The organism is Paracoccus sp. Z118 (genome assembly GCF_019061185.1).
Classification (GTDB): domain Bacteria; phylum Pseudomonadota; class Alphaproteobacteria; order Rhodobacterales; family Rhodobacteraceae; genus Paracoccus.
In genome coordinates this window covers 88,898-106,967 of record NZ_JAHQZU010000010.1, presented here as the reverse complement: position 1 = coordinate 106,967, position 18,070 = coordinate 88,898, and the positions used below count along the sequence as shown (strand labels likewise).

The 18,070-nt window shown below is 69.4% G+C and carries 20 protein-coding genes; 15 read left to right on the top strand and 5 right to left on the bottom strand.

Annotated elements, in window-relative coordinates:
- Nucleotides 1–34 precede the first annotated feature (34 nt).
- The 11 genes from KTN05_RS10525 to KTN05_RS10475 all read left to right on the top strand — a co-directional run bounded on the left by KTN05_RS10525 (nt 35) and on the right by KTN05_RS10475 (nt 11,063).
- The gene (locus KTN05_RS10525; RefSeq protein ID WP_217329355.1) at nt 35–787 is read left to right on the top strand and encodes an alpha/beta fold hydrolase; all 753 of its coding nucleotides are present in this window, start codon (nt 35–37) and stop codon (nt 785–787) included.
- 58 nt (nt 788–845) lie between these two features.
- A complete protein-coding gene (locus tag KTN05_RS10520) occupies nt 846–1,991 on the top strand; it encodes an isovaleryl-CoA dehydrogenase (protein ID WP_217329387.1) in 1,146 nt (381 codons plus the stop codon).
- 55 nt (nt 1,992–2,046) lie between these two features.
- Entirely contained in the window at nt 2,047–2,478 is a 432-nt protein-coding gene (locus tag KTN05_RS10515) for a DUF1622 domain-containing protein (protein WP_217329354.1), read from the top strand.
- A gap of 166 nt (nt 2,479–2,644) precedes the next feature.
- Complete coding sequence (locus KTN05_RS10510) at nt 2,645–4,204, top strand: AMP-binding protein (RefSeq protein ID WP_217329353.1); 1,560 nt, start codon at nt 2,645–2,647, stop codon at nt 4,202–4,204.
- Complete coding sequence (locus tag KTN05_RS10505) at nt 4,201–4,728, top strand: lysozyme inhibitor LprI family protein (RefSeq protein ID WP_217329352.1); 528 nt, start codon at nt 4,201–4,203, stop codon at nt 4,726–4,728. The genes KTN05_RS10510 and KTN05_RS10505 overlap by 4 nt, the downstream gene beginning before the upstream one ends.
- 1 nt (nt 4,729) lies before the next feature.
- A complete protein-coding gene (locus KTN05_RS10500) occupies nt 4,730–6,334 on the top strand; it encodes a carboxyl transferase domain-containing protein (protein ID WP_217329351.1) in 1,605 nt (534 codons plus the stop codon).
- 246 nt (nt 6,335–6,580) lie between these two features.
- Complete coding sequence (locus KTN05_RS10495) at nt 6,581–6,769, top strand: hypothetical protein (RefSeq protein ID WP_217329350.1); 189 nt, start codon at nt 6,581–6,583, stop codon at nt 6,767–6,769.
- A 38-nt stretch (nt 6,770–6,807) separates the two neighbouring features.
- Nucleotides 6,808–8,730, top strand: coding sequence for an acetyl/propionyl/methylcrotonyl-CoA carboxylase subunit alpha (locus KTN05_RS10490; RefSeq protein ID WP_305799903.1), 1,923 nt, complete (start codon nt 6,808–6,810; stop codon nt 8,728–8,730).
- Complete coding sequence (locus tag KTN05_RS10485; protein WP_217329348.1) at nt 8,727–9,422, top strand: glutathione S-transferase family protein; 696 nt, start codon at nt 8,727–8,729, stop codon at nt 9,420–9,422. The genes KTN05_RS10490 and KTN05_RS10485 overlap by 4 nt, the downstream gene beginning before the upstream one ends.
- Nucleotides 9,415–10,263, top strand: coding sequence for a hydroxymethylglutaryl-CoA lyase (locus KTN05_RS10480; protein WP_217329347.1), 849 nt, complete (start codon nt 9,415–9,417; stop codon nt 10,261–10,263). The genes KTN05_RS10485 and KTN05_RS10480 overlap by 8 nt, the downstream gene beginning before the upstream one ends.
- Entirely contained in the window at nt 10,260–11,063 is an 804-nt protein-coding gene (locus KTN05_RS10475; protein ID WP_254368121.1) for a crotonase/enoyl-CoA hydratase family protein, read from the top strand. Before KTN05_RS10480 ends, KTN05_RS10475 begins: the two co-directional genes overlap by 4 nt.
- Before the next feature lie 3 nt (nt 11,064–11,066).
- Here the strand turns inward: KTN05_RS10475 and KTN05_RS10470 are convergent, their stop codons facing one another.
- On the bottom strand, nt 11,067–11,762 hold the full coding sequence (locus KTN05_RS10470; RefSeq protein ID WP_217329346.1) for a DUF599 domain-containing protein: 696 nt from the start codon (nt 11,760–11,762) through the stop codon (nt 11,067–11,069).
- Between the two features lie 172 nt (nt 11,763–11,934).
- On the opposite strand from KTN05_RS10470, the gene KTN05_RS10465 reads away from it, so the two are divergent.
- On the top strand, nt 11,935–12,423 hold the full coding sequence (locus KTN05_RS10465) for an Hsp20 family protein (RefSeq protein ID WP_217329345.1): 489 nt from the start codon (nt 11,935–11,937) through the stop codon (nt 12,421–12,423).
- 121 nt (nt 12,424–12,544) lie between these two features.
- Here the strand turns inward: KTN05_RS10465 and KTN05_RS10460 are convergent, their stop codons facing one another.
- From KTN05_RS10460 to KTN05_RS10445, 4 genes are read right to left on the bottom strand one after another with little or no spacing between them, the layout of a single operon-like run.
- Entirely contained in the window at nt 12,545–13,048 is a 504-nt protein-coding gene (locus KTN05_RS10460; protein ID WP_371823333.1) for a thioesterase family protein, read from the bottom strand.
- Nucleotides 13,045–13,650 carry a recombination mediator RecR gene (gene recR / locus KTN05_RS10455; RefSeq protein ID WP_217329344.1) on the bottom strand — a complete coding sequence of 202 codons (606 nt, stop codon included), beginning with the start codon at nt 13,648–13,650 and terminating at the stop codon, nt 13,045–13,047. The genes KTN05_RS10460 and recR overlap by 4 nt, the downstream gene beginning before the upstream one ends.
- A 9-nt stretch (nt 13,651–13,659) precedes the next feature.
- Nucleotides 13,660–14,004: a YbaB/EbfC family nucleoid-associated protein gene (locus tag KTN05_RS10450; RefSeq protein WP_217329343.1), complete on the bottom strand. Its 345-nt coding sequence runs from the start codon at nt 14,002–14,004 to the stop codon at nt 13,660–13,662.
- Nucleotides 14,005–14,008: 4 nt separating this feature from the next.
- On the bottom strand, nt 14,009–15,823 hold the full coding sequence (locus tag KTN05_RS10445) for a DNA polymerase III subunit gamma/tau (protein WP_217329384.1): 1,815 nt from the start codon (nt 15,821–15,823) through the stop codon (nt 14,009–14,011).
- 112 nt (nt 15,824–15,935) lie between these two features.
- Here KTN05_RS10445 and nudC point away from each other — a divergent pair, with 112 nt between their 5' ends.
- From nudC to KTN05_RS10430, 3 genes are all read left to right on the top strand, one after another.
- Nucleotides 15,936–16,898 carry an NAD(+) diphosphatase gene (gene nudC / locus KTN05_RS10440; protein WP_254368119.1) on the top strand — a complete coding sequence of 321 codons (963 nt, stop codon included), beginning with the start codon at nt 15,936–15,938 and terminating at the stop codon, nt 16,896–16,898.
- A gap of 189 nt (nt 16,899–17,087) precedes the next feature.
- Nucleotides 17,088–17,453 carry an NADH-quinone oxidoreductase subunit A gene (locus tag KTN05_RS10435; protein ID WP_217329342.1) on the top strand — a complete coding sequence of 122 codons (366 nt, stop codon included), beginning with the start codon at nt 17,088–17,090 and terminating at the stop codon, nt 17,451–17,453.
- A complete protein-coding gene (locus KTN05_RS10430) occupies nt 17,444–18,070 on the top strand; it encodes an NADH-quinone oxidoreductase subunit B family protein (RefSeq protein ID WP_371823332.1) in 627 nt (208 codons plus the stop codon). The genes KTN05_RS10435 and KTN05_RS10430 overlap by 10 nt, the downstream gene beginning before the upstream one ends.

The window sequence follows — 18,070 nt, the reverse complement described above, 5'->3', positions numbered from 1 at the left end:
GATATTTGTGCAAAGAAGAAAGAGGGAGACGGCGATGTTCCATACCACGGCGAAGGGGCGGCGGCTGGCGTATGATCTGACCGACGGGAAGGGGCCGGCGGTCGTGTTCCTGCACGGGTTCCGGTCGGATCGGCAGGGAACGAAGGTGGTGGCGCTGCGGGAATGGTGCGCGGCCGAGGGCCGGGCGATGCTGGCCCTCGATCTGTCGGGGCATGGCGAATCGGCCGGCACCGTCGAGGCGTTCGGGATCGCTGACTGGCTGGAGGATGCGGCGGACCTGATCGACGCGCTGGTGCCGGGGCCGCATGTGCTGGTCGGCTCGTCCCTCGGCGGCTGGCTGTCGCTGCTGCTGGCGCGGGCGCGGCCCGAGCGGGTGGCGGGCCTCGTCACCATCGCCGCGGCGCCGGATTTCACCGAGCGGATGTGGGCGGAGTTCACCGTCACCGATCACTCAGACCTCGCCGCATGGGGCTTCGTGACCCGGCCCAGCGAATACGAGGGCGGCGACTACACCTTCTCGCGGCGGCTGTTCGATCAGGGGGCCGGGAACCAGGTATTCGCCGCGCCCCTGCATCTGCCGATGCCGGTGCGGTTTCTGCAAGGCACGGCGGATGCCGATGTGCCGATGGCCGATGCGCTGCGGCTGCTGGATCATGCAAGCGGCCCGGATATCCGGCTGACGCTGGTCAAGGATGCCGATCACCGCTTTTCCGCGCCGCCGCAGCTTGATCTGCTGCGCGCGACGCTTGCGGAAATTCTTGACGCGGCGGGCCGCGCCGACGCATAGTTATCCGAACGGTCGTTCAATAACCTTGGGAGGGGGAGCGAGGGTGTTCACGAAGGGCATGGAGTTCGACCTCGGCGAGGACGTGAACGCGCTGCGCGAGATGGTGCATCGCTGGGCGCAGGAGCGCGTCAAGCCGATCGCCGCCGAGGTGGACCGCACCAACGAGTTCCCCGCCGATCTGTGGCGCGAGATGGGCGATCTGGGCCTGCTCGGCATCACCGTCCCCGAGGAATATGGCGGCACCGGGATGGGCTATCTGGCCCACACCATCGCGGTCGAGGAGATCGCCCGCGCTTCCGCCTCGGTCAGCCTGTCTTATGGCGCGCATTCCAACCTCTGCGTGAACCAGCTGAAGCTGAACGGCTCGGACGAGCAGAAGCGGAAGTATCTGCCGAAGCTCTGCTCCGGCGAGCATGTCGGCGCGCTGGCCATGTCCGAGGAAGGCGCGGGGTCCGATGTGGTCGGGATGAAGCTGCGGGCCGAGAAGCGGAACGGCTATTACGTCCTCAACGGCAGCAAATACTGGATCACCAACGGCCCCGACGCCGATGTGCTGGTCGTCTATGCCAAGACCGACCCCGAGGCCGGGTCGAAAGGCATGACCGCCTTCATCGTCGAGAAAGGGACGAAGGATTTCAGCCAGGGGCCGCATTTCGACAAGCTCGGGATGCGCGGTTCCAACACGGGCGAGCTGATCTTCGAGGACGCTGAAATTCCCTTCGAGAATGTGCTGGGCACCGAAGGCAGGGGCGTCCGCGTCCTCATGTCGGGGCTGGATTACGAGCGGCTGGTGCTGTCGGGCATCGGCACGGGGATCATGGCCGCCTGCCTTGACGAGGTGCTGCCCTATGCGCGCGAGCGCAAACAGTTCGGCCAGCCGATCGGGAGTTTCCAGCTGATGCAGGGCAAGATCGCCGACATGTATGTGGCGATGAACACCGCGAAGGCTTACGTCTACGAGGTCGCCAAGGCCTGCGACGCCGGGAAGGTCACCCGGCAGGACGCGGCGGGGGCGGTGCTTTACGCCAGCGAGCAGGCGATGGTGCAGGCGCATCAGGCCGTGCAGGCGCTGGGCGGCGCGGGGTTCCTGAACGATTCCACCGTCAGCCGCCTGTTCCGCGACGCCAAGCTGATGGAGATCGGCGCGGGCACCAGCGAAATCCGGCGGATGCTGATCGGCCGCGAGCTGATGGCGCTGGAATGAGTTCCGGGCGCGACCTGCCGGCGTTTCGGACCCCCGGCCGCATGCTGGGGTGCTGATGGAGGGCTTTCTCGACTACGTCCGCGACGAGGGACTGCTGCATGGCCGGATGGAGTGGCTGGTCGCCGCCATCGAGGCGGCGGCCGCCATCATCGACCTCGTGGCGATCGCCGTCCTCCTTGTCGGGGCGACCCGCTTCCTGATCGGATATCTGAGGGCCGAATTCCGGCGCGGAGAGGACGAGCGCAAGCGAGGCCTGAACGCGGAAAGGGTCGAGCTGGGGCGCTACATCCTCGCGGGGCTCGAAATCCTGATCGTGTCGGATATCATCGCCACGGCGGTCAGCCTGGCGATGGCCGATCTGGTGTTCCTGGGTATCCTCGTCGTGATCCGCTCGGTCATCTCGTTCTTCCTTGAGCGCGAGCTTCAGACGGTGGAGCGTGAACTGGGGAACGGCGGCGGCTTAACCGAAAAGGGGGGCAGGCGATGAGCAGCGCAGGCAGGCGGAAGAGATCGGATCGCTTCTTGGCGGGCGGGCCATTGTTCGCCGCGGTTCATCATGCGGTGGGGCCGTATAGCGTTCGGCTCATCGCACTGCCGGACCTGTCGGCGACGTGGGGCATCGCCGGCCCGTCCGGGCGGCAGCGGGGGGCATGATGCGCCCGCTTCTGCCCCCCGGTGATTACGAGGCGATGCGGGCGGCGTTCCGCTGGCCTGCACCGGACCGCCTCAACATGGCCGATCAGGCCTGCCACGACTGGGCGCGGACCGAGCCGGGGCGCACGGCGCTGATCGACGCGGAAACCGGCGCGCATGTCAGCTATGGCGAGCTTGCCGCGATGGCCGACCGGCTGGCCCACGCGATGAGAGCCGAGCCGGGCGAGCGGGTCGCCATCCTGCGGACCCAGTCGCCGTGGACGGCGGCGGCGCATGTCGCGATCTGGCAGGCGGGCGCGATTTCGATCCCGCTGTTCAAGCTGTTCGGCCCCGAGGCGCTGGGGCTGCGCCTGCGCGATGCCGGCGTGCGGACGGTCGTGGCCGACCCGGAAGGGCGCGAGATGCTGGCCCCCTTCGGCCTGCGGGTGATCGTCCCCGAGGATGGGCTGCCGGAAGCGGGCGGCTTCCCGGTCGCCGCGACGGGGCCGGATGATCCGGCGGTCATCATCTACACCTCGGGCACCACCGGCGCGCCGAAAGGGGCGCTGCATGGCCATCGCGTGCTGACTGGCCATCTGCCGGGGGTGGAGCTTTCCCACGACCGGCTCGGCCAGCCGGGCGACTGCCTGTGGACCCCCGCTGACTGGGCGTGGATCGGCGGGCTGTTCGACGTGCTGATGCCGGGGCTCGCGCTGGGGGTGCCGGTGGTCGCGGCGCGAATGCCGCGCTTCACGGTCGATGGCTGCGTGGACCTGATCGCCCGCCACGGCGTCCGCAACGTCTTCTTCCCGCCGACCGCGCTCAAGATGCTCAAGGCCGCCGACGCGCAGGTGCCGGGGCTGCGCAGCGTCGCCTCCGGCGGCGAGCCGCTGGGGGCCGAGATGCTCGACTGGGGCCGCCGCGCGTTCGGGCTGACGATCAACGAGTTCTACGGCCAGACCGAGTGCAACATGGTCGCCTCGGCCGCCGGAACCGTGTTCCCGCCGCGCCCCGGCTGGATCGGCCGCGCGGTGCCGGGCTTCGACGTGGTGGTGATCGACGACGCGGGAACGGAGATCGACGGCGAGGGCGACATCGCCATCCGCCGCACCTCCGCCGCGGGGCGGGCCGGGTCGATGTTCCTCGGCTACTGGAACCGTCCCGAGGAAACGGCCGAGAAGTTCCGCGGCGACTGGCTCGTGACCGGCGATCGGGGGCAGATCGACGACGGTTATATCCGCTTCGTCGGCCGCGACGACGATGTGATCACATCCGCCGGCTACCGCATCGGTCCCTCGGAAATCGAGGACGTGCTGATGCAGCACGAAGCCGTCGCCTCGGTTGGGGTGATCGGCAAGCCGGACGCGCTCAGGACCGAGATCGTCAAGGCCTATGTCGTCCTGCGCCCCGGATACGCCGCCGGCGAGGAACTGGCAAAGCAGTTGCAGGACCACGCCCGCCGCCTCTGCGCCGCGCACAGCTACCCGCGCGAGGTGGCGTTTCTCGACGCGCTGCCGATGACGGTGACGGGCAAGGTGATGCGGCGCGAGCTGCGCAAGCTGGCGGAGGGAGAGGGATGATCCTGCGAACCACCATTTTCGGCGCCTTGCTCGCCATGCCCGCCTGGGCGCAGGAGCCCGTGCAGCTGGACGAAACGGCGCTGCAATCCTGCCTCTCGGGCGCGCGGGGCGCGCTCGCCGCCGGTGCCGCGCGGATCGACGACGTGATGGATTGCGTCGGAAATCAGGCCGACATCTGCATGAGCCTGCCGGACGGGCAGACCACCATGGGCATGATCGACTGCCTCGCGGCCGAGACAGGCTGGTGGGACGTCCAACTCAACGAGATCTACGCGGCGCAGCGCCAGGGCCGCGCGGCATTGCAGGACGACATCGGTTCCGATCAGATGCCCCCGCCGCTCGACTCGCTGGTCGAGATGGAACGCGCCTGGATCGGCTGGCGCGACAAATGGTGCACGTTCGAGGCCTCGGCCTATGCCGGCGGCAGCCTTGCGCGGGTCGTCGCCGCCCGCTGCCTGCTGGATGAAACCGCGCGCCATGCGCTGCGGCTTGCCGCCGATCTCGACGCGCCGAAAGGGAACTGACATGAAACTGCGCACCACCGCCCTGCCATCCTCGGACGCGTTCCGCGCCAACCGGCAGGCGCATCTGGCGATGCTGGAGACGATCCGGCAGGCGGCCGACGCCGCAGCGGCAGGCGGCGGCCCCGACGCGCTGGCCCGCCACGTCTCGCGCGGCAAGATGCCGCCACGGGAACGGGTGGCGAACCTGCTGGACCCCGGCTCGCCGTTTCTCGAAATCGGCGCGACAGCCGCGCATGACATGTATGACGGCGCGGCGCCCGGCGCGGGCGTGATCGCCGGGGTGGGGCGGGTGCATGGTCTCGACGTGATGGTGGTCGCGAACGACGCCACCGTGAAGGGCGGCACCTACTATCCGATGACGGTCAAGAAGCACTTGCGCGCGCAGGAGATCGCCGAGGCCTGCCACCTGCCCTGCATCTATCTGGTGGACTCCGGCGGCGCGAACCTGCCGCAGCAGGACGAGGTGTTCCCCGACCGCGACCATTTCGGCCGCATCTTCTATAATCAGGCGCAGATGAGCGCGAAGGGCATCCCCCAGATCGCCGTGGTGATGGGGTCCTGCACCGCAGGCGGCGCCTATGTCCCCGCCATGTCCGACGTCACTATCATCGTTCGCGATCAGGGCACCATCTTCCTCGCCGGCCCGCCGCTGGTGAAGGCCGCGACCGGAGAGGTCGTCAGCGCCGAGGACCTGGGCGGCGGCGACGTCCACACGCGGCTGTCCGGCGTGGCCGACCATCTGGCCGAGGACGACGCCCATGCGCTGGCCTTGGCCCGCCGCGCCGTCAGCCATCTGAACCGCCGCCTTCCGCAGACGGTCGTGTGGCAGTCGCCGGAAGCCCCGCTCTACGACCCCGAGGAAATCCTCGGCGTCGTCCCCGCCGACCTGCGCACCCCCTACGACATCCGCGAGGTCATCGCCCGCGTCGTGGACGGCAGTCGCTTCGACGAGTTCAAGCCCCGCTTCGGCGAGACGCTGGTGACAGGTTTCGCCCATATCGAGGGCTGCCCGGTCGGCATCGTCGCCAACAACGGCGTCCTGTTCTCGGAAGCCGCCGTGAAGGGCGCGCATTTCATCGAACTGTGCAGCCAGCGCAACATCCCGCTGATCTTCCTCCAGAACATCACCGGCTTCATGGTCGGCCGGAAGTATGAGAACGAGGGCATCGCCCGCCACGGCGCCAAGATGGTGACGGCGGTGGCGACGACCTCGGTCCCCAAGATCACCATGCTGGTCGGCGGCTCCTTCGGTGCCGGCAACTACGGCATGGCCGGCCGCGCCTACTCGCCCCGGTTCCTCTGGACCTGGCCCAGCAGCCGCATCAGCGTCATGGGCGGCGAGCAGGCGGCCGGCGTTCTCGCCACCGTCCGCCGCGACGGGATCGAGCGCAAGGGCGGGCAGTGGTCGGCCGAGGAGGAGGCCGAGTTCAAGCGGCCCACCATCGAGATGTTCGGCCGGCAGAGCCACCCGCTCTACGCCTCCGCCCGCCTCTGGGACGACGGCGTGGTGGACCCCCGCAAGACCCGCGACGTGCTGGCGCTGTCCTTGCGCGCCAGCCTCAACGCCCCGATCGAGCCGACACGTTTCGGCGTGTTCAGGATGTGACGATGCCATCTTCTGTCCAGAAATATCCCGCGGGGGTCCGGGGGCGCGAAGCCCCCGGTGCGGCGCGGCAACATGGGGCGAACGCATGTTCAGCAAGATCCTGATCGCCAACCGGGACAAGATCGCCTGCCCGGACGAGCGGACCGCGCAAGCGACGGATGTCCGGGCGAACTTTCCGGCGTCGGGCGCGTTGGTCGTCCACGAGAGCCGCGCGAGGAGGTCGCGCGGCCGAATCTGGAGCGAGCCATGCAGACCACAGTCACCAAACTCTTCGCCGGCGGAGCCCTGCTGCTGCTCGTCGCGGCCTGCGGCGATACCGGCGCCGAGCGCGCCACCACCGGCGCCCTGGGCGGCGCGGTCGTGGGCGAGGTCGTCGCCGACGAGCCGCTGGCGGGTGCCGCCATCGGCGGCGTGGCCGGGGCGCTGCGTCGCTGACCCATCGGTGGCGGGCGTCCGATCGAAGGATGCCCGCCATGTTTGACAAGATCCTGATCGCCAACCGGGGCGAGATCGCCTGCCGAGTCATCGACACCTGCCGCAAGCTGGGAGTCGGCACGGTCGCGGTCTATTCCGACGCCGACCGCGGCGCGCGCCATGTCTCGATGGCCGACGAGGCCGTCCATATCGGCGGCCCCGCGCCCAAGGACAGCTACCTGCGGGGCGATACGATCATCCGGGCGGCGTTGGACACCGGCGCGCAGGCGATCCATCCGGGCTATGGATTCTTGAGCGAGAACCCCGACTTCGTGGATGCGGTGACGGCGGCGGGGCTGGTCTTCATCGGCCCCTCGGCGGACGCGATCCGGGCGATGGGCCTCAAGGATGCGGCCAAGGCGCTGATGGAGAAGGCCGGCGTGCCGGTCGTCCCCGGCTATCACGGCGCCGATCAGGACGCCGCCTTTCTCGCCGATCAGGCCGACCGGATCGGCTATCCCGTGCTCATCAAGGCCGTGGCGGGCGGCGGCGGCAAGGGGATGCGCAAGGTGGACGCGCCCCCGGACTTCGCGGATGCGCTCGCCAGCGCGCAGGGCGAGGCGCAGACCGCCTTCGGCAACCCCTCCGTGCTGATCGAGAAATACGTCACTGCCCCCCGCCATATCGAGGTGCAGGTCTTCGGCGACGGCACTCGCGCCGTTCACCTGTTCGAACGCGACTGCTCGCTTCAGCGCCGGCACCAGAAGGTGATCGAGGAAGCCCCGGCCCCCGGCATGACCACCGAGGTCCGCGCCGCGATGGGCGCCGCCGCCGTTCGCGCGGCCGAGGCCATCGGCTATGCCGGCGCGGGCACCATCGAGTTCATCGTCGATGGCTCCAACGGACTGCGCCCGGACGGCTTCTGGTTCATGGAGATGAACACCCGCCTTCAGGTGGAACACCCCGTGACCGAGGCCATCACCGGCGTCGATCTGGTGGAATGGCAGTTGCGCGTGGCCTCCGGCGAGCCGCTGCCGAAGCGGCAGGACGAGCTGACCATCACCGGCCACGCCTTCGAGGCCCGGCTTTATGCCGAGGACGTGCCGGCGGGCTTCCTGCCCGCGACGGGCCGGCTCGCGCATCTGAAATTCGCGGGCAACGCCCGCGTCGAGACCGGCGTGCGGCAGGGCGACAGCATCAGCCCGTGGTATGATCCGATGATCGCCAAGGTCGTCACCCACGGCCCGACCCGCGCGATTGCCCTTCGCGCCTTGGAAACCGCGCTGGTCGATACCGAGGTCGCGGGCACCGTCACCAATATCGACTTCCTGATCGCCCTGACCCGGCACGAGGGTTTCCGCCGCGGCGAGGTCGATACCGGCCTGATCGCCCGCGATCTGGACCAGTTGCTCGATCAGGCCGAACCCCCGCCTGAAACCCGTGCACTGGCCGCGCTCGGGGTCGCAGGGCTGCACGAGCCGGACGTGCGCGGCGGCATCACGCTCTGGTCGCCGCTCAAGCGCACCGTGACGTGGGAGGGAGGCGAGGGCGTCGTCGAGGTGCTCGGCCCCGGCGTCGCGCGGGTGACGCTGGATGGCACCGCGCATGAAGTCCTGTGGCAGGGGGAGCGCTGGTGGGTGAACGGCGCGCCCCGCCGCTCGCGCATCGTGACCCATCCGGCGGGTGTCAGCGTCTTCGGCGGCCGCAGCCTGACGCTGGTGCCGCAGGACCCGCTGGACCGGCAGACCGAGGCGGCGGGCGGGGGGCTGACGCTGTCGCCCATGCCGGGGCTGGTCAAGGCGGTGTTCGTCGCCCCCGGCCAGCAGGTCGCGGCGGGCGACCGGCTGGCGATCCTGGAAGCGATGAAGATGGAGCACACGCTGACCGCGGCCCGCGACGGCACCGTGGCCGAGGTTCTGGCGCAAGCGGGCGATCAGGTCGAAGCGGGTGCGGCGCTGATCCGGCTGGAGGAGGAGGAATGACCGAACCCGCGAAGGGCGCAACGGAAGGCCATGACACCCCGATCCTCTGGCACGTCCCGCTGTCGCGCTCCATGCGCGTGCTGTGGCTGCTGGAGGAGATCGGCTGCCCCTATGAACTGCGCGAGTTGTCGTTCCTCGACGGCTCGATGCGCAAGGAGCCCTATGCCGCGATCCACCCGGTCGGCCGTTCGCCTGCGATGCAGATCGGCGACATCACCTTCCACGAATCCGGCGCGATGGTCGAATGGCTGTGCGAAACCCGCGCGCCCGAGCTGTGGCGCGCGCCGGGCGAGGAGGGGCGGATCGGCTGGCTCGACTGGCTGCATTTCGCGGAAACGCTGGCCCAGCACATCGCCAACCTGACCCAGCACCACATCATGCTGCGCGAGGACTGGCAGCGCTCGCCCACGGTGATGAAGCTGGAGGCGGCGCGGCTGTCGCGCGCGCTCGGGCTGGTGGAGAAGGCGGTCGAAAGTCAGGACTGGCTGATGGGCGCGGGCTTCTCGGGCGTCGATTGCGCGGTCGGCTGGTCGGTCTGGACTGCTCGGCGCTTCGTGCGATTCGAGGAACGTCCCGCGCTCGCCGCCTATGCCGAACGCTGCGCGGCCCGGCCCGCCTTCGGGCGCAGCCTGCCGCCCGAAGATGTGCCGGTGCTGTATTCCCGCGAGTTCTACGAGGTTCCCGATGTCTGATGTCGAGATCTTCGAGATGGGTCCGCGCGACGGGCTTCAGAACGAAACGCGCCTGATCCCCGCGGCGGACAAGATCGCGCTGGTGGACCTGCTGTCCGAGGCGGGCTTCCGCCGGATCGAGGTGACAAGCTTCGTGTCGCCCAGATGGGTGCCGCAGATGGCCGACGCCGCCGAGGTGATGGCGGGCATCACCCGCGCGCCCGGTGTCAGCTACGCGGTTCTCACCCCGAACCTTAAGGGCTACGAGGGCGCGCGCGTCGCGCGTGCCTCGGAAATCGCGGTGTTCACCAGCGCCTCGGAAGGGTTCGCGCGGGCGAACCTGAACTGCACGATTGCCGAAAGCCTCGAACGGTTCGCGCCGATCATCGCGGCGGCCAAGGTCGATGGCGTGCCGGTCCGGGGATATGTCAGCGTCGTGACCGATTGCCCCTTCGACGGGAAGATCCCGCCCGAAAACGTTGTGCGTGTCGCAAAGGCCCTTCACGACGCGGGCTGCTACGAGATCAGCCTCGCCGACACCATCGGGCAGGCGTGGCCCGAGGCGGTGGACGCGATGCTCGCCGCCGTGCTGGAGGAGGTGCCGGCCCCGATGCTGGCCGGGCATTACCACGACACGGCGGGCCGGGCGCTCGATAATATCGACGCAAGCCTCGCACGCGGGCTGCGCGTCTTCGACGCGGCGGTGGGCGGCCTTGGCGGCTGCCCCTATGCGCCCGGCGCGGCGGGGAACGTCGCCACCGAGAAGGTCGCGGCGCATCTGGCATCCCGCGGGTTCAGCACCGGCCTCGACATGGATGTGGTGGAGCGGGCGGCTGCGATGGCGAAAGGACTGCGCGCATGAGCGCGGCGGAAGAGCGGCGCATGGAAACCATCCGCATCGACACGGACGCGCGTGGCGTCGCCACGCTGTGGCTTGCGCGGGCCGACAAGCACAACGCCCTGTCGGCGCGGATGCTGGAGGAGCTGACGCTCGCCGCCCGGCAGTTGGGCGACGATCCGGCGGTGCGGGCGGTGATCCTCGCGGCCGAGGGGAAAAGCTTCTGCGCCGGCGGCGATCTGGCCTGGATGCAGGAACAGATGACCGCCGATGCCGCCACCCGCCGGGCCGGGGCGCGGCAACTGGCCGAGATGCTGCAGACGCTCAACACCCTGCCCAAGCCGCTGATCGGCCGGGTTCACGGCAACGCCTTCGGTGGCGGCATCGGCATGATGTCGGTCTGCGACGTGGCGGTCGGGGCGCGCGGGGCGAGGTTCGGGCTGACGGAAACCCGGCTGGGTGTGATTCCAGCCACCATCGGTCCCTATGTCGTCGCGCGGATGGGCGAGGGCAAGGCGCGGCGCGTCTTCATGTCCGCCCGCATCTTCGAGGCGGAGGAGGCCGAGCGGCTGGACCTGCTCGCCTATGTCGTCGATCCCGAGGATCTGGACGCCGCGGTGGAAGACGAGGTCGCGCCTTACCTTCAGGTCGCACCCAAGGCCGTCGCGGCGGCCAAGGCGCTGACCCGCGCGCTCGGCCCCCGGATCGACGCCGAGGTGATCGAGATGACCATCGACCGCCTCGTCGCGGTATGGGAGGACGACGAGGCCCCGCACGGGATCGCGGCGTTCTTCGACAAGCGCAAGCCGCGGTGGCAGGGCTGAAGCTCAGTAGAGGTCGTCGAGGATCGCCTGCCGCGAGGCCGACGCGAACTCGCGCCGCAGGGTGATGGTCGTGACGATGGCGGTGCCGGCGATCAGCCCCAGCGGCCCCAGCAGCCAGCCCGTCGCCCCCAGCGCGAAATAGACCGAGCGCAGCCCGTTGTTGAAGTGGCGCGCGGCCTTGATGTTCATCTCGGCCGCGGCCGTCGCGCGCTTCCGGGCCTGCGGGTGGCCGGATTCGTTCGGCACCGCCGCCATCATGATCGCGCAATAGCCGAACAGCCGGTGCGACCAGACGAATTTCAGGAAGGCGTTGGCCACGAAGGCCAGGATCAGCAGGATCTTGAGTTGCAGCAGCAGGACTGGCACCGTCTCGGCCTCCAGATCGCGGGCGATGCCGGTCAGGGGCTCGGTGTTGCCCAGAAGGGCCAGCCCGCCCCCCAGCGCGATCATGCAGGCCGAGGCGAAGAACGCCGTGCCCTCGCGCAGGCCGAACAGGGTATTGCCGTCGAAGATACGGCTTTCGCGGGTGATGAGTTCGGCCATCCATGCGCGCCGGTAGTGCTGCATCAGCACCGACACCGAAACGCGCTTTGCCGGCGGATGCTCGATCACCCCGCCGACCGCGAACCATGTGACCAGAAGCAGCGCCAGCGCGGCGAGGTCGGTGGCGTTCAGGGTGAGGGGGTGCAGCAGGTCCATCACCGGTAATCTAGCCGGTCGGCGCTTCGCTGGGAAGCGGGGCGGCCTTGAATCGCGGCGGAGGCGGCCTAGATCCACTCCATGCCGGATGGCGTCACAGCGCCGGCATCACAGCCCGCCCGGAACTTCGGGGGGCAGCAAATGACATCGCTTGAACCTTGAGGATGTAACGATGCGTAATATGGATCTCACCCCGCTTTACCGGGCCTCGGTCGGATTCGACCGGATGGCCGACCTGATGGACCGCGCGCTGACCGCCGACGTCGCCGCGCCGACCTATCCGCCCTACAACATCGAAAAGACCGGCGAGAATGCGTATCGCATCTCGATCGCCGTCGCCGGTTTCTCGGCTGACGATCTGTCGGTCGAAATGCGCGATGGCGCCGTGATCGTCTCGGCCCGCAAGGCCGAGGACGACGGCCAGCGCAGCTACCTGCATCGCGGCATCGCGACCCGCGCGTTCGAGCGCAAGTTCGCCCTTGCCGACCATGTCCGCGTCACCGGCGCGAGCCATGTGGATGGAATGCTGCATATCGAACTGGTCCGCGAGGTGCCCGAGGCGCTGAAGCCGCGCAAGATCGCCATCTCGAAAGCCGCGCCGCGCACGGTCGAGGCGCAGGTCGAGGGCGAGCAGAAGCCGGCCGAAAAGCTCGACAGCTGATCGGCCACGGCTCGACGATCCCGGCGGGCTGACCTTTGGGCAATGCCCCTGAGGTGAGGGTCGCGACGGGATACATGGGCGCAGCGCCTGCTCCGGGCGCTGCGTCCTTCGCGTTCCGGCGTCAGAACTGTCCGGGCCGGCCCAGCCCCATGATCCGCCCGACCTGCCGCGGCACCGGCAGGGCGGAATGGCCGACGGCAAGCGCCGCCAGCCGTTCGGCGACGTCCGGCGCCCACGGGGCCACGCGGCGGGTCCTCAGATCCACGCTGAGGACCAGGTTCTCGGTGATCGCCGCGACGAATTTGCATTCGCCGTCCACCACCCGCTGCATCGTCTGGACGTAGTGCAGCCGCTTGGCGTCGCTTGCCAGCACCTGCAACGACACACGCACCCGGTCGCCCGCGTTCAGCTCGCGCAGATAGTGGATATGCGCCTCGACGGTGAAGACCGATCTCCCGTCGGTCGCCGCCCGTTCGGGGCTGATGCCGAATTCCGCCAGCGCCATGTCGGCGGCGAGATCGAAGATGACGTGGTAATAGGCCATGTTCAGATGGCCGTTATGGTCCGTCCAGCCGTCCAGGACGAGCTGCTCGGGCGTGACGATCGGGGCGGAAAGATCGGTCACAGCGTCCTCCTTGCGCGCAGGGCCGCGCTGATGGTGCCATCGTCCAGAAAATCCAGTTCGCCCCCGATCGGCACGCCATGGGCAAGCCCGGTCACGGTGACGGGCGCGGGCAGGGCGGCCAGCGCCTCGGCGATGTAATGGGCGGTGGTCTGGCCCTCGACGGTGGCGTTCAGGGCGAGGATCACCTCGACCACGCGCTCATCGGCCACGCGAGAGATCAGGCGCGGGATGCCAAGCTCGTCCGGCCCCACCTCGTCCAGCGCCGACAGCGTCCCGCCGAGCACGTGATAGCGGCCGCGAAAGGCCCGCCCGCGTTCCATCGCCCACAGATCGGCGACGTTTTCCACCACGCACAGCTCGCCATTGGCGCGGGTCGGATCGGCGCAGATGTCGCAGATCTCGGCCTCGCCGATATTGCCGCAGCGGGCGCATTCGCGGCTGTTTTCCGCGACGCGGGCCATCAGCGCCGCAAGCTGCGTCATCTGCGTGCTGCGCCGCCGGATCAGCGCCAGCACGACCCGCCGGGCCGAGCGCGGCCCGAGCCCCGGCAACCGCGCCATCTGCGAGATCAGCGCCTGGATGTCGTTGCTGCCCTCGGCCACGGCCGCGCCTCAGAACGGCAGCTTCATGCCTGGCGGCAGGCCGAGATCGCCCGCCATCCGCTGCGTTTCCTGCTGCGCGCGATCCTGCGCCCGGCGCTGCGCGTCCTTGATCGCGGCGAGGATCAGGTCCTCGACCACCTGTTTCTCGCTGGCGACGAAGATCGACGGGTCGATGTCCAGCGCGGTCAGCTCGCCCTTGGCCGTGGCGGTGGCCTTGACCAGCCCCGCGCCGGCCTCGCCGGTCACGGTGATCTCGTCCAGCGACTTCTGCAGGCTGTCCACCTTGTCCTGCATGTCGCGCGCGGCCTGCATCATCTTGGACAGATCGCCCATGCCGCCGAAGGGGTTCTTCATCGTCTCACTCCTCATCCTCGAAGGGGTCCCATTCCTCGACCGCCGAGACCGGCCCGTCCGAGGGGCCGTGCAGATCCTCGGCCGGGGTCTCGCCCTCGGCCGGTTCAGGCGGGGCGGGGGGGATCTCGTGGCGCACGCTGATGGGGGCGCCGGGCACGACCGACAGGATCGCCTGCACGACCGGGTTCTGCCGCGCGGTGGCGATCTCGGCCGCCTCACGTTCGGCGCGCTTCTCGGCGATGGTCGGCCCGCCGCCCTGATCGACGACCGAGACCGCCCAGCGGGCGCCGCCGGTCCAGCCGCGCAGCCGGTCGGCAAGGCGGGGGGCGAGATCGCGCGGCGCGTCGGGCGTCGGCTGGAACTCGATCCGGCCCGGCGAATAGCGGACCAGCCGGACATGGGTTTCCACCTCCAGCAGCAGTCGCATGTCGCGCATCCGCCGGATGAGTTCGACGACCGACTGGAAGTCGGGATAGCCCGCCAGTGCATCGGGCGCCGGGTCACCGGCGAGCGCCGCGACGGCCACCGCCCCCCGCGCCGTCACCATGCCCGAGCGGAGCGCCCGCGGCGCATGAGCCGCATTCGCCGTCACGCCCGCCGGGGCCGCTGCCGGGCTGGCGGAGCGGGTGAAGTCCCCGGCCGCCTGCGCCGCCTGCACCTTGCGGATCAGCGCCTCGGGGTCGGGCAGGTCGGCCACGTGGGTCAGGCGGATGATCGCCATTTCCGCTGCCATCATCGCGTTGGGCGCGGCCGACACCTCTTCCAGCGCCTTCAGCAGCATCTGCCACAGACGGGTCAGCGCCCGCATGGGGATGCGCCCGGCCATGTCGCCGCCGCGCGCGCGTTCGTCGGGACCGATGGTCGGGTCGTCCACCGCCTCGGGGGTGATCTTCACGACGCTGACCCAGTGGGTGATCTCGGCCAGGTCGCGCAGCACGGCGAGCGGGTCGGCGCCCTCGGCATACTGGCTTTGCAGTTCCGCCAGCGCCTCGGCGGCGGCCCCGCGCAGGATCATGTCGAAGAGGTCCAGCACCCGGCCCCGGTCGGCCAGCCCCAGCATGGCGCGGACCTGCGGGGCGGTGGTCTCGCCCGCGCCGTGGGAAATCGCCTGATCGAGCAGGCTGGTCGCGTCGCGGGCCGATCCTTCCGCCGCGCGGGTGATCAGCGCCAGCGCGTCATCGGTGATCTGCGCGCTCTCGGCCGCCGCGATCTTGCGCAGAAGCGCGATCATCACCTCGGGCTCGATCCGGCGCAGGTCGAAGCGCTGGCAGCGCGACAGCACCGTGACCGGAACCTTGCGGATCTCCGTGGTGGCGAAGATGAACTTCACATGCGGCGGCGGCTCCTCCAGCGTCTTCAGCAGCGCGTTGAACGCGCTGGTGGACAGCATGTGGACCTCGTCGATGATGTAGATCTTGTAGCGCGCGGACGCCGCCCGGTAATGAACGGAATCGATGATCTCGCGGATGTCGTTCACGCCGGTTCTGGACGCCGCGTCCATTTCCAGCACATCGACATGGCGGCCTTCCATGATCGCACGGCAATGCTCGCACACGCCGCAAGGCTCGGTCGTGGGACCGCCCGTGCCATCGGGGCCGACGCAGTTCATGCCCTTGGCGATGATCCGGGCGGTGGTCGTCTTCCCGGTCCCGCGGATGCCGGTCATGATGAAGGCCTGCGCGATCCGGTCGGCGGCGAAGGCGTTCTTGAGCGTGCGCACCATCGCGTCCTGCCCCACCAGATCGGCGAACGTCTCGGGCCGGTATTTCCGGGCCAGCACCTGATAGGCGGGGGCCGGCGGGGTGGCGGTGTCGGGCATCGCGTTCTCCATGACGGGGGCAATCTAGGTGCGCGGCGGGCCAAGGTAAACCGCGGCTTGCCGCCGGACCGCCCCTGCGGCACGGTGCCTGCCGGCAGGGAAGGAACCGCGTATGACGGATGAATGGATGCTGGCTTTCGCGGGCGAGGGGAATGGCGCGCGCAGTTTCGATCGCGCCGCCCATCTGCGCGGGGACGGCGCATGGCAGGCGGGCGCGCAGGTGCTGCCGGTCTGGCGCGGCAAGCTGCTGCTGGACGACGCGGGCAACCTCGCATGGCTCGCGCCCGGCCATCCGGCGCTGGAGGATGCGCTGCCGCCGATGCTGCTGGGCGTGCTGCATGGCCGGGCGGTCGCCACGCAGGACATGTCCGCCTGGGCGCCGCCCAACATGGCCGAGACGCAGCTTTTCCTGGACCCGACCGAGCAGCGCCACCCCGAGATCGACGGCGCCCGCTTCGCCGAACTGCGCGGGGCGATGGCGGCGCTGTCCCCGGCCGAGGGCGAGCTTGCCGCCACCGCCCGCGCCCTGACCGGCTGGCACGCGACGCACCGCTTCTGCGCCGCCTGCGGCCAGCCCTCGGAGCCCGTGCAGTCCGGCTGGCAGCGCCGCTGCACCGCCTGCGGCGCATCGCATTTTCCCCGCACCGATCCCGTGGTCATCATGCTGGTGGAACGCGAGGATCGGCTGCTGCTGGGCCGCTCGCCGGGCTGGCCCGAGGGGATGTATTCCTGCCTCGCCGGCTTCATCGAGCCGGGTGAGACCGTCGAGGCCGCCGTGCGCCGCGAGGTGTTCGAGGAAACCGCCGTCAGAACCGGCGAGGTCCGCCACATCGTCAGCCAGCCCTGGCCGTTCCCCGCCTCTCTGATGCTCGGCTGCGCGGCCGAGGCGCTGACCGATGAGATCACGCTCGACACCGTCGAACTGGAGGATGCGCTGTGGGTGTCGCGCAGCGAGGTTGCGCAGATCATGGGGGGCGAGCATCCCAAGATCCGCCCGCCGCGCAAGGGGCCGATCGCGGGATGGCTGATCGCCGGGTGGTTGAGCGGAACGCTGGGGGCGACCAGCGCACGCTGACCGCCGTGGGGCTCTCGCCGCAGCCGCGCATTGCCTTGCCCGCTGCGGCGAAACGGCGCAGCATGGCAGGACGACGAAGCGTCCCCGCGCGGCGGCATCGCATTGACCCTCGTGTCCGCCGGGGATAAACGACGCTTTGCCAAGCCACTCGCGGAGGCCACTCGCCCCGCGACGTCAGGGAGCCAGCGCGTGGACTATCTTCTGTCCGAATATCTGCCGATTCTCGTCTTTCTCGGAATGGCCTCGGCGCTCGCCATCATCCTCGTGCTGGCCGCGTGGGTGATCGCCGTGCGCAACCCCGACCCGGAAAAGGTCAGCGCCTATGAATGCGGTTTCAGCGCCTTCGACGACGCGCGGATGAAGTTCGACGTGCGGTTCTATCTCGTGTCGATCCTGTTCATCATCTTCGATCTGGAAGTCGCGTTCCTGTTTCCCTGGGCGGTCAGCTTCATGAGCCTGTCTGACGTGGCGTTCTGGTCGATGATGGCGTTCCTGGCCGTGCTGACGGTCGGCTTCGCCTATGAATGGCGGAAAGGGGCGCTGGAATGGGCGTGATGGACAAAAGCGGTCAGACGGGCGGCCCGGCCTTTCACGGGGCGCACCCGACCGGCGTGAAATCGGGGCTGATCCAGCCGACCTCCGGCTTCCAGACCGGCGCGAACACCGCCGGGCCCGACAAGGAGGCTGCGACGCAGGTCCTCAACCGCGAATTGCAGGACAAGGGCTTCCTGCTGACCACGACCGAGGACATCATCAACTGGGCGCGCAACGGCTCGCTGCACTGGATGAGCTTTGGCCTTGCCTGCTGCGCGATCGAGATGATGCAGATGTCGATGCCGCGCTATGACATCGAGCGCTTCGGCACCGCGCCCCGCGCCTCGCCCCGCCAGTCCGACCTGATGATCGTGGCGGGCACGCTGACCAACAAGATGGCCCCGGCGATGCGCAAGGTCTATGACCAGATGCCCGAGCCGCGCTACGTCATCTCCATGGGCTCCTGCGCCAATGGCGGGGGGTATTACCATTATTCCTATTCCGTCGTGCGCGGCTGCGACCGGATCGTGCCGGTGGACATCTACGTTCCCGGCTGCCCGCCCACCGCCGAGGCGCTGCTCTACGGCATTTTGCAGCTTCAGCGGCGCATCCGCCGCACCGGCACGCTGGTGAGGTAA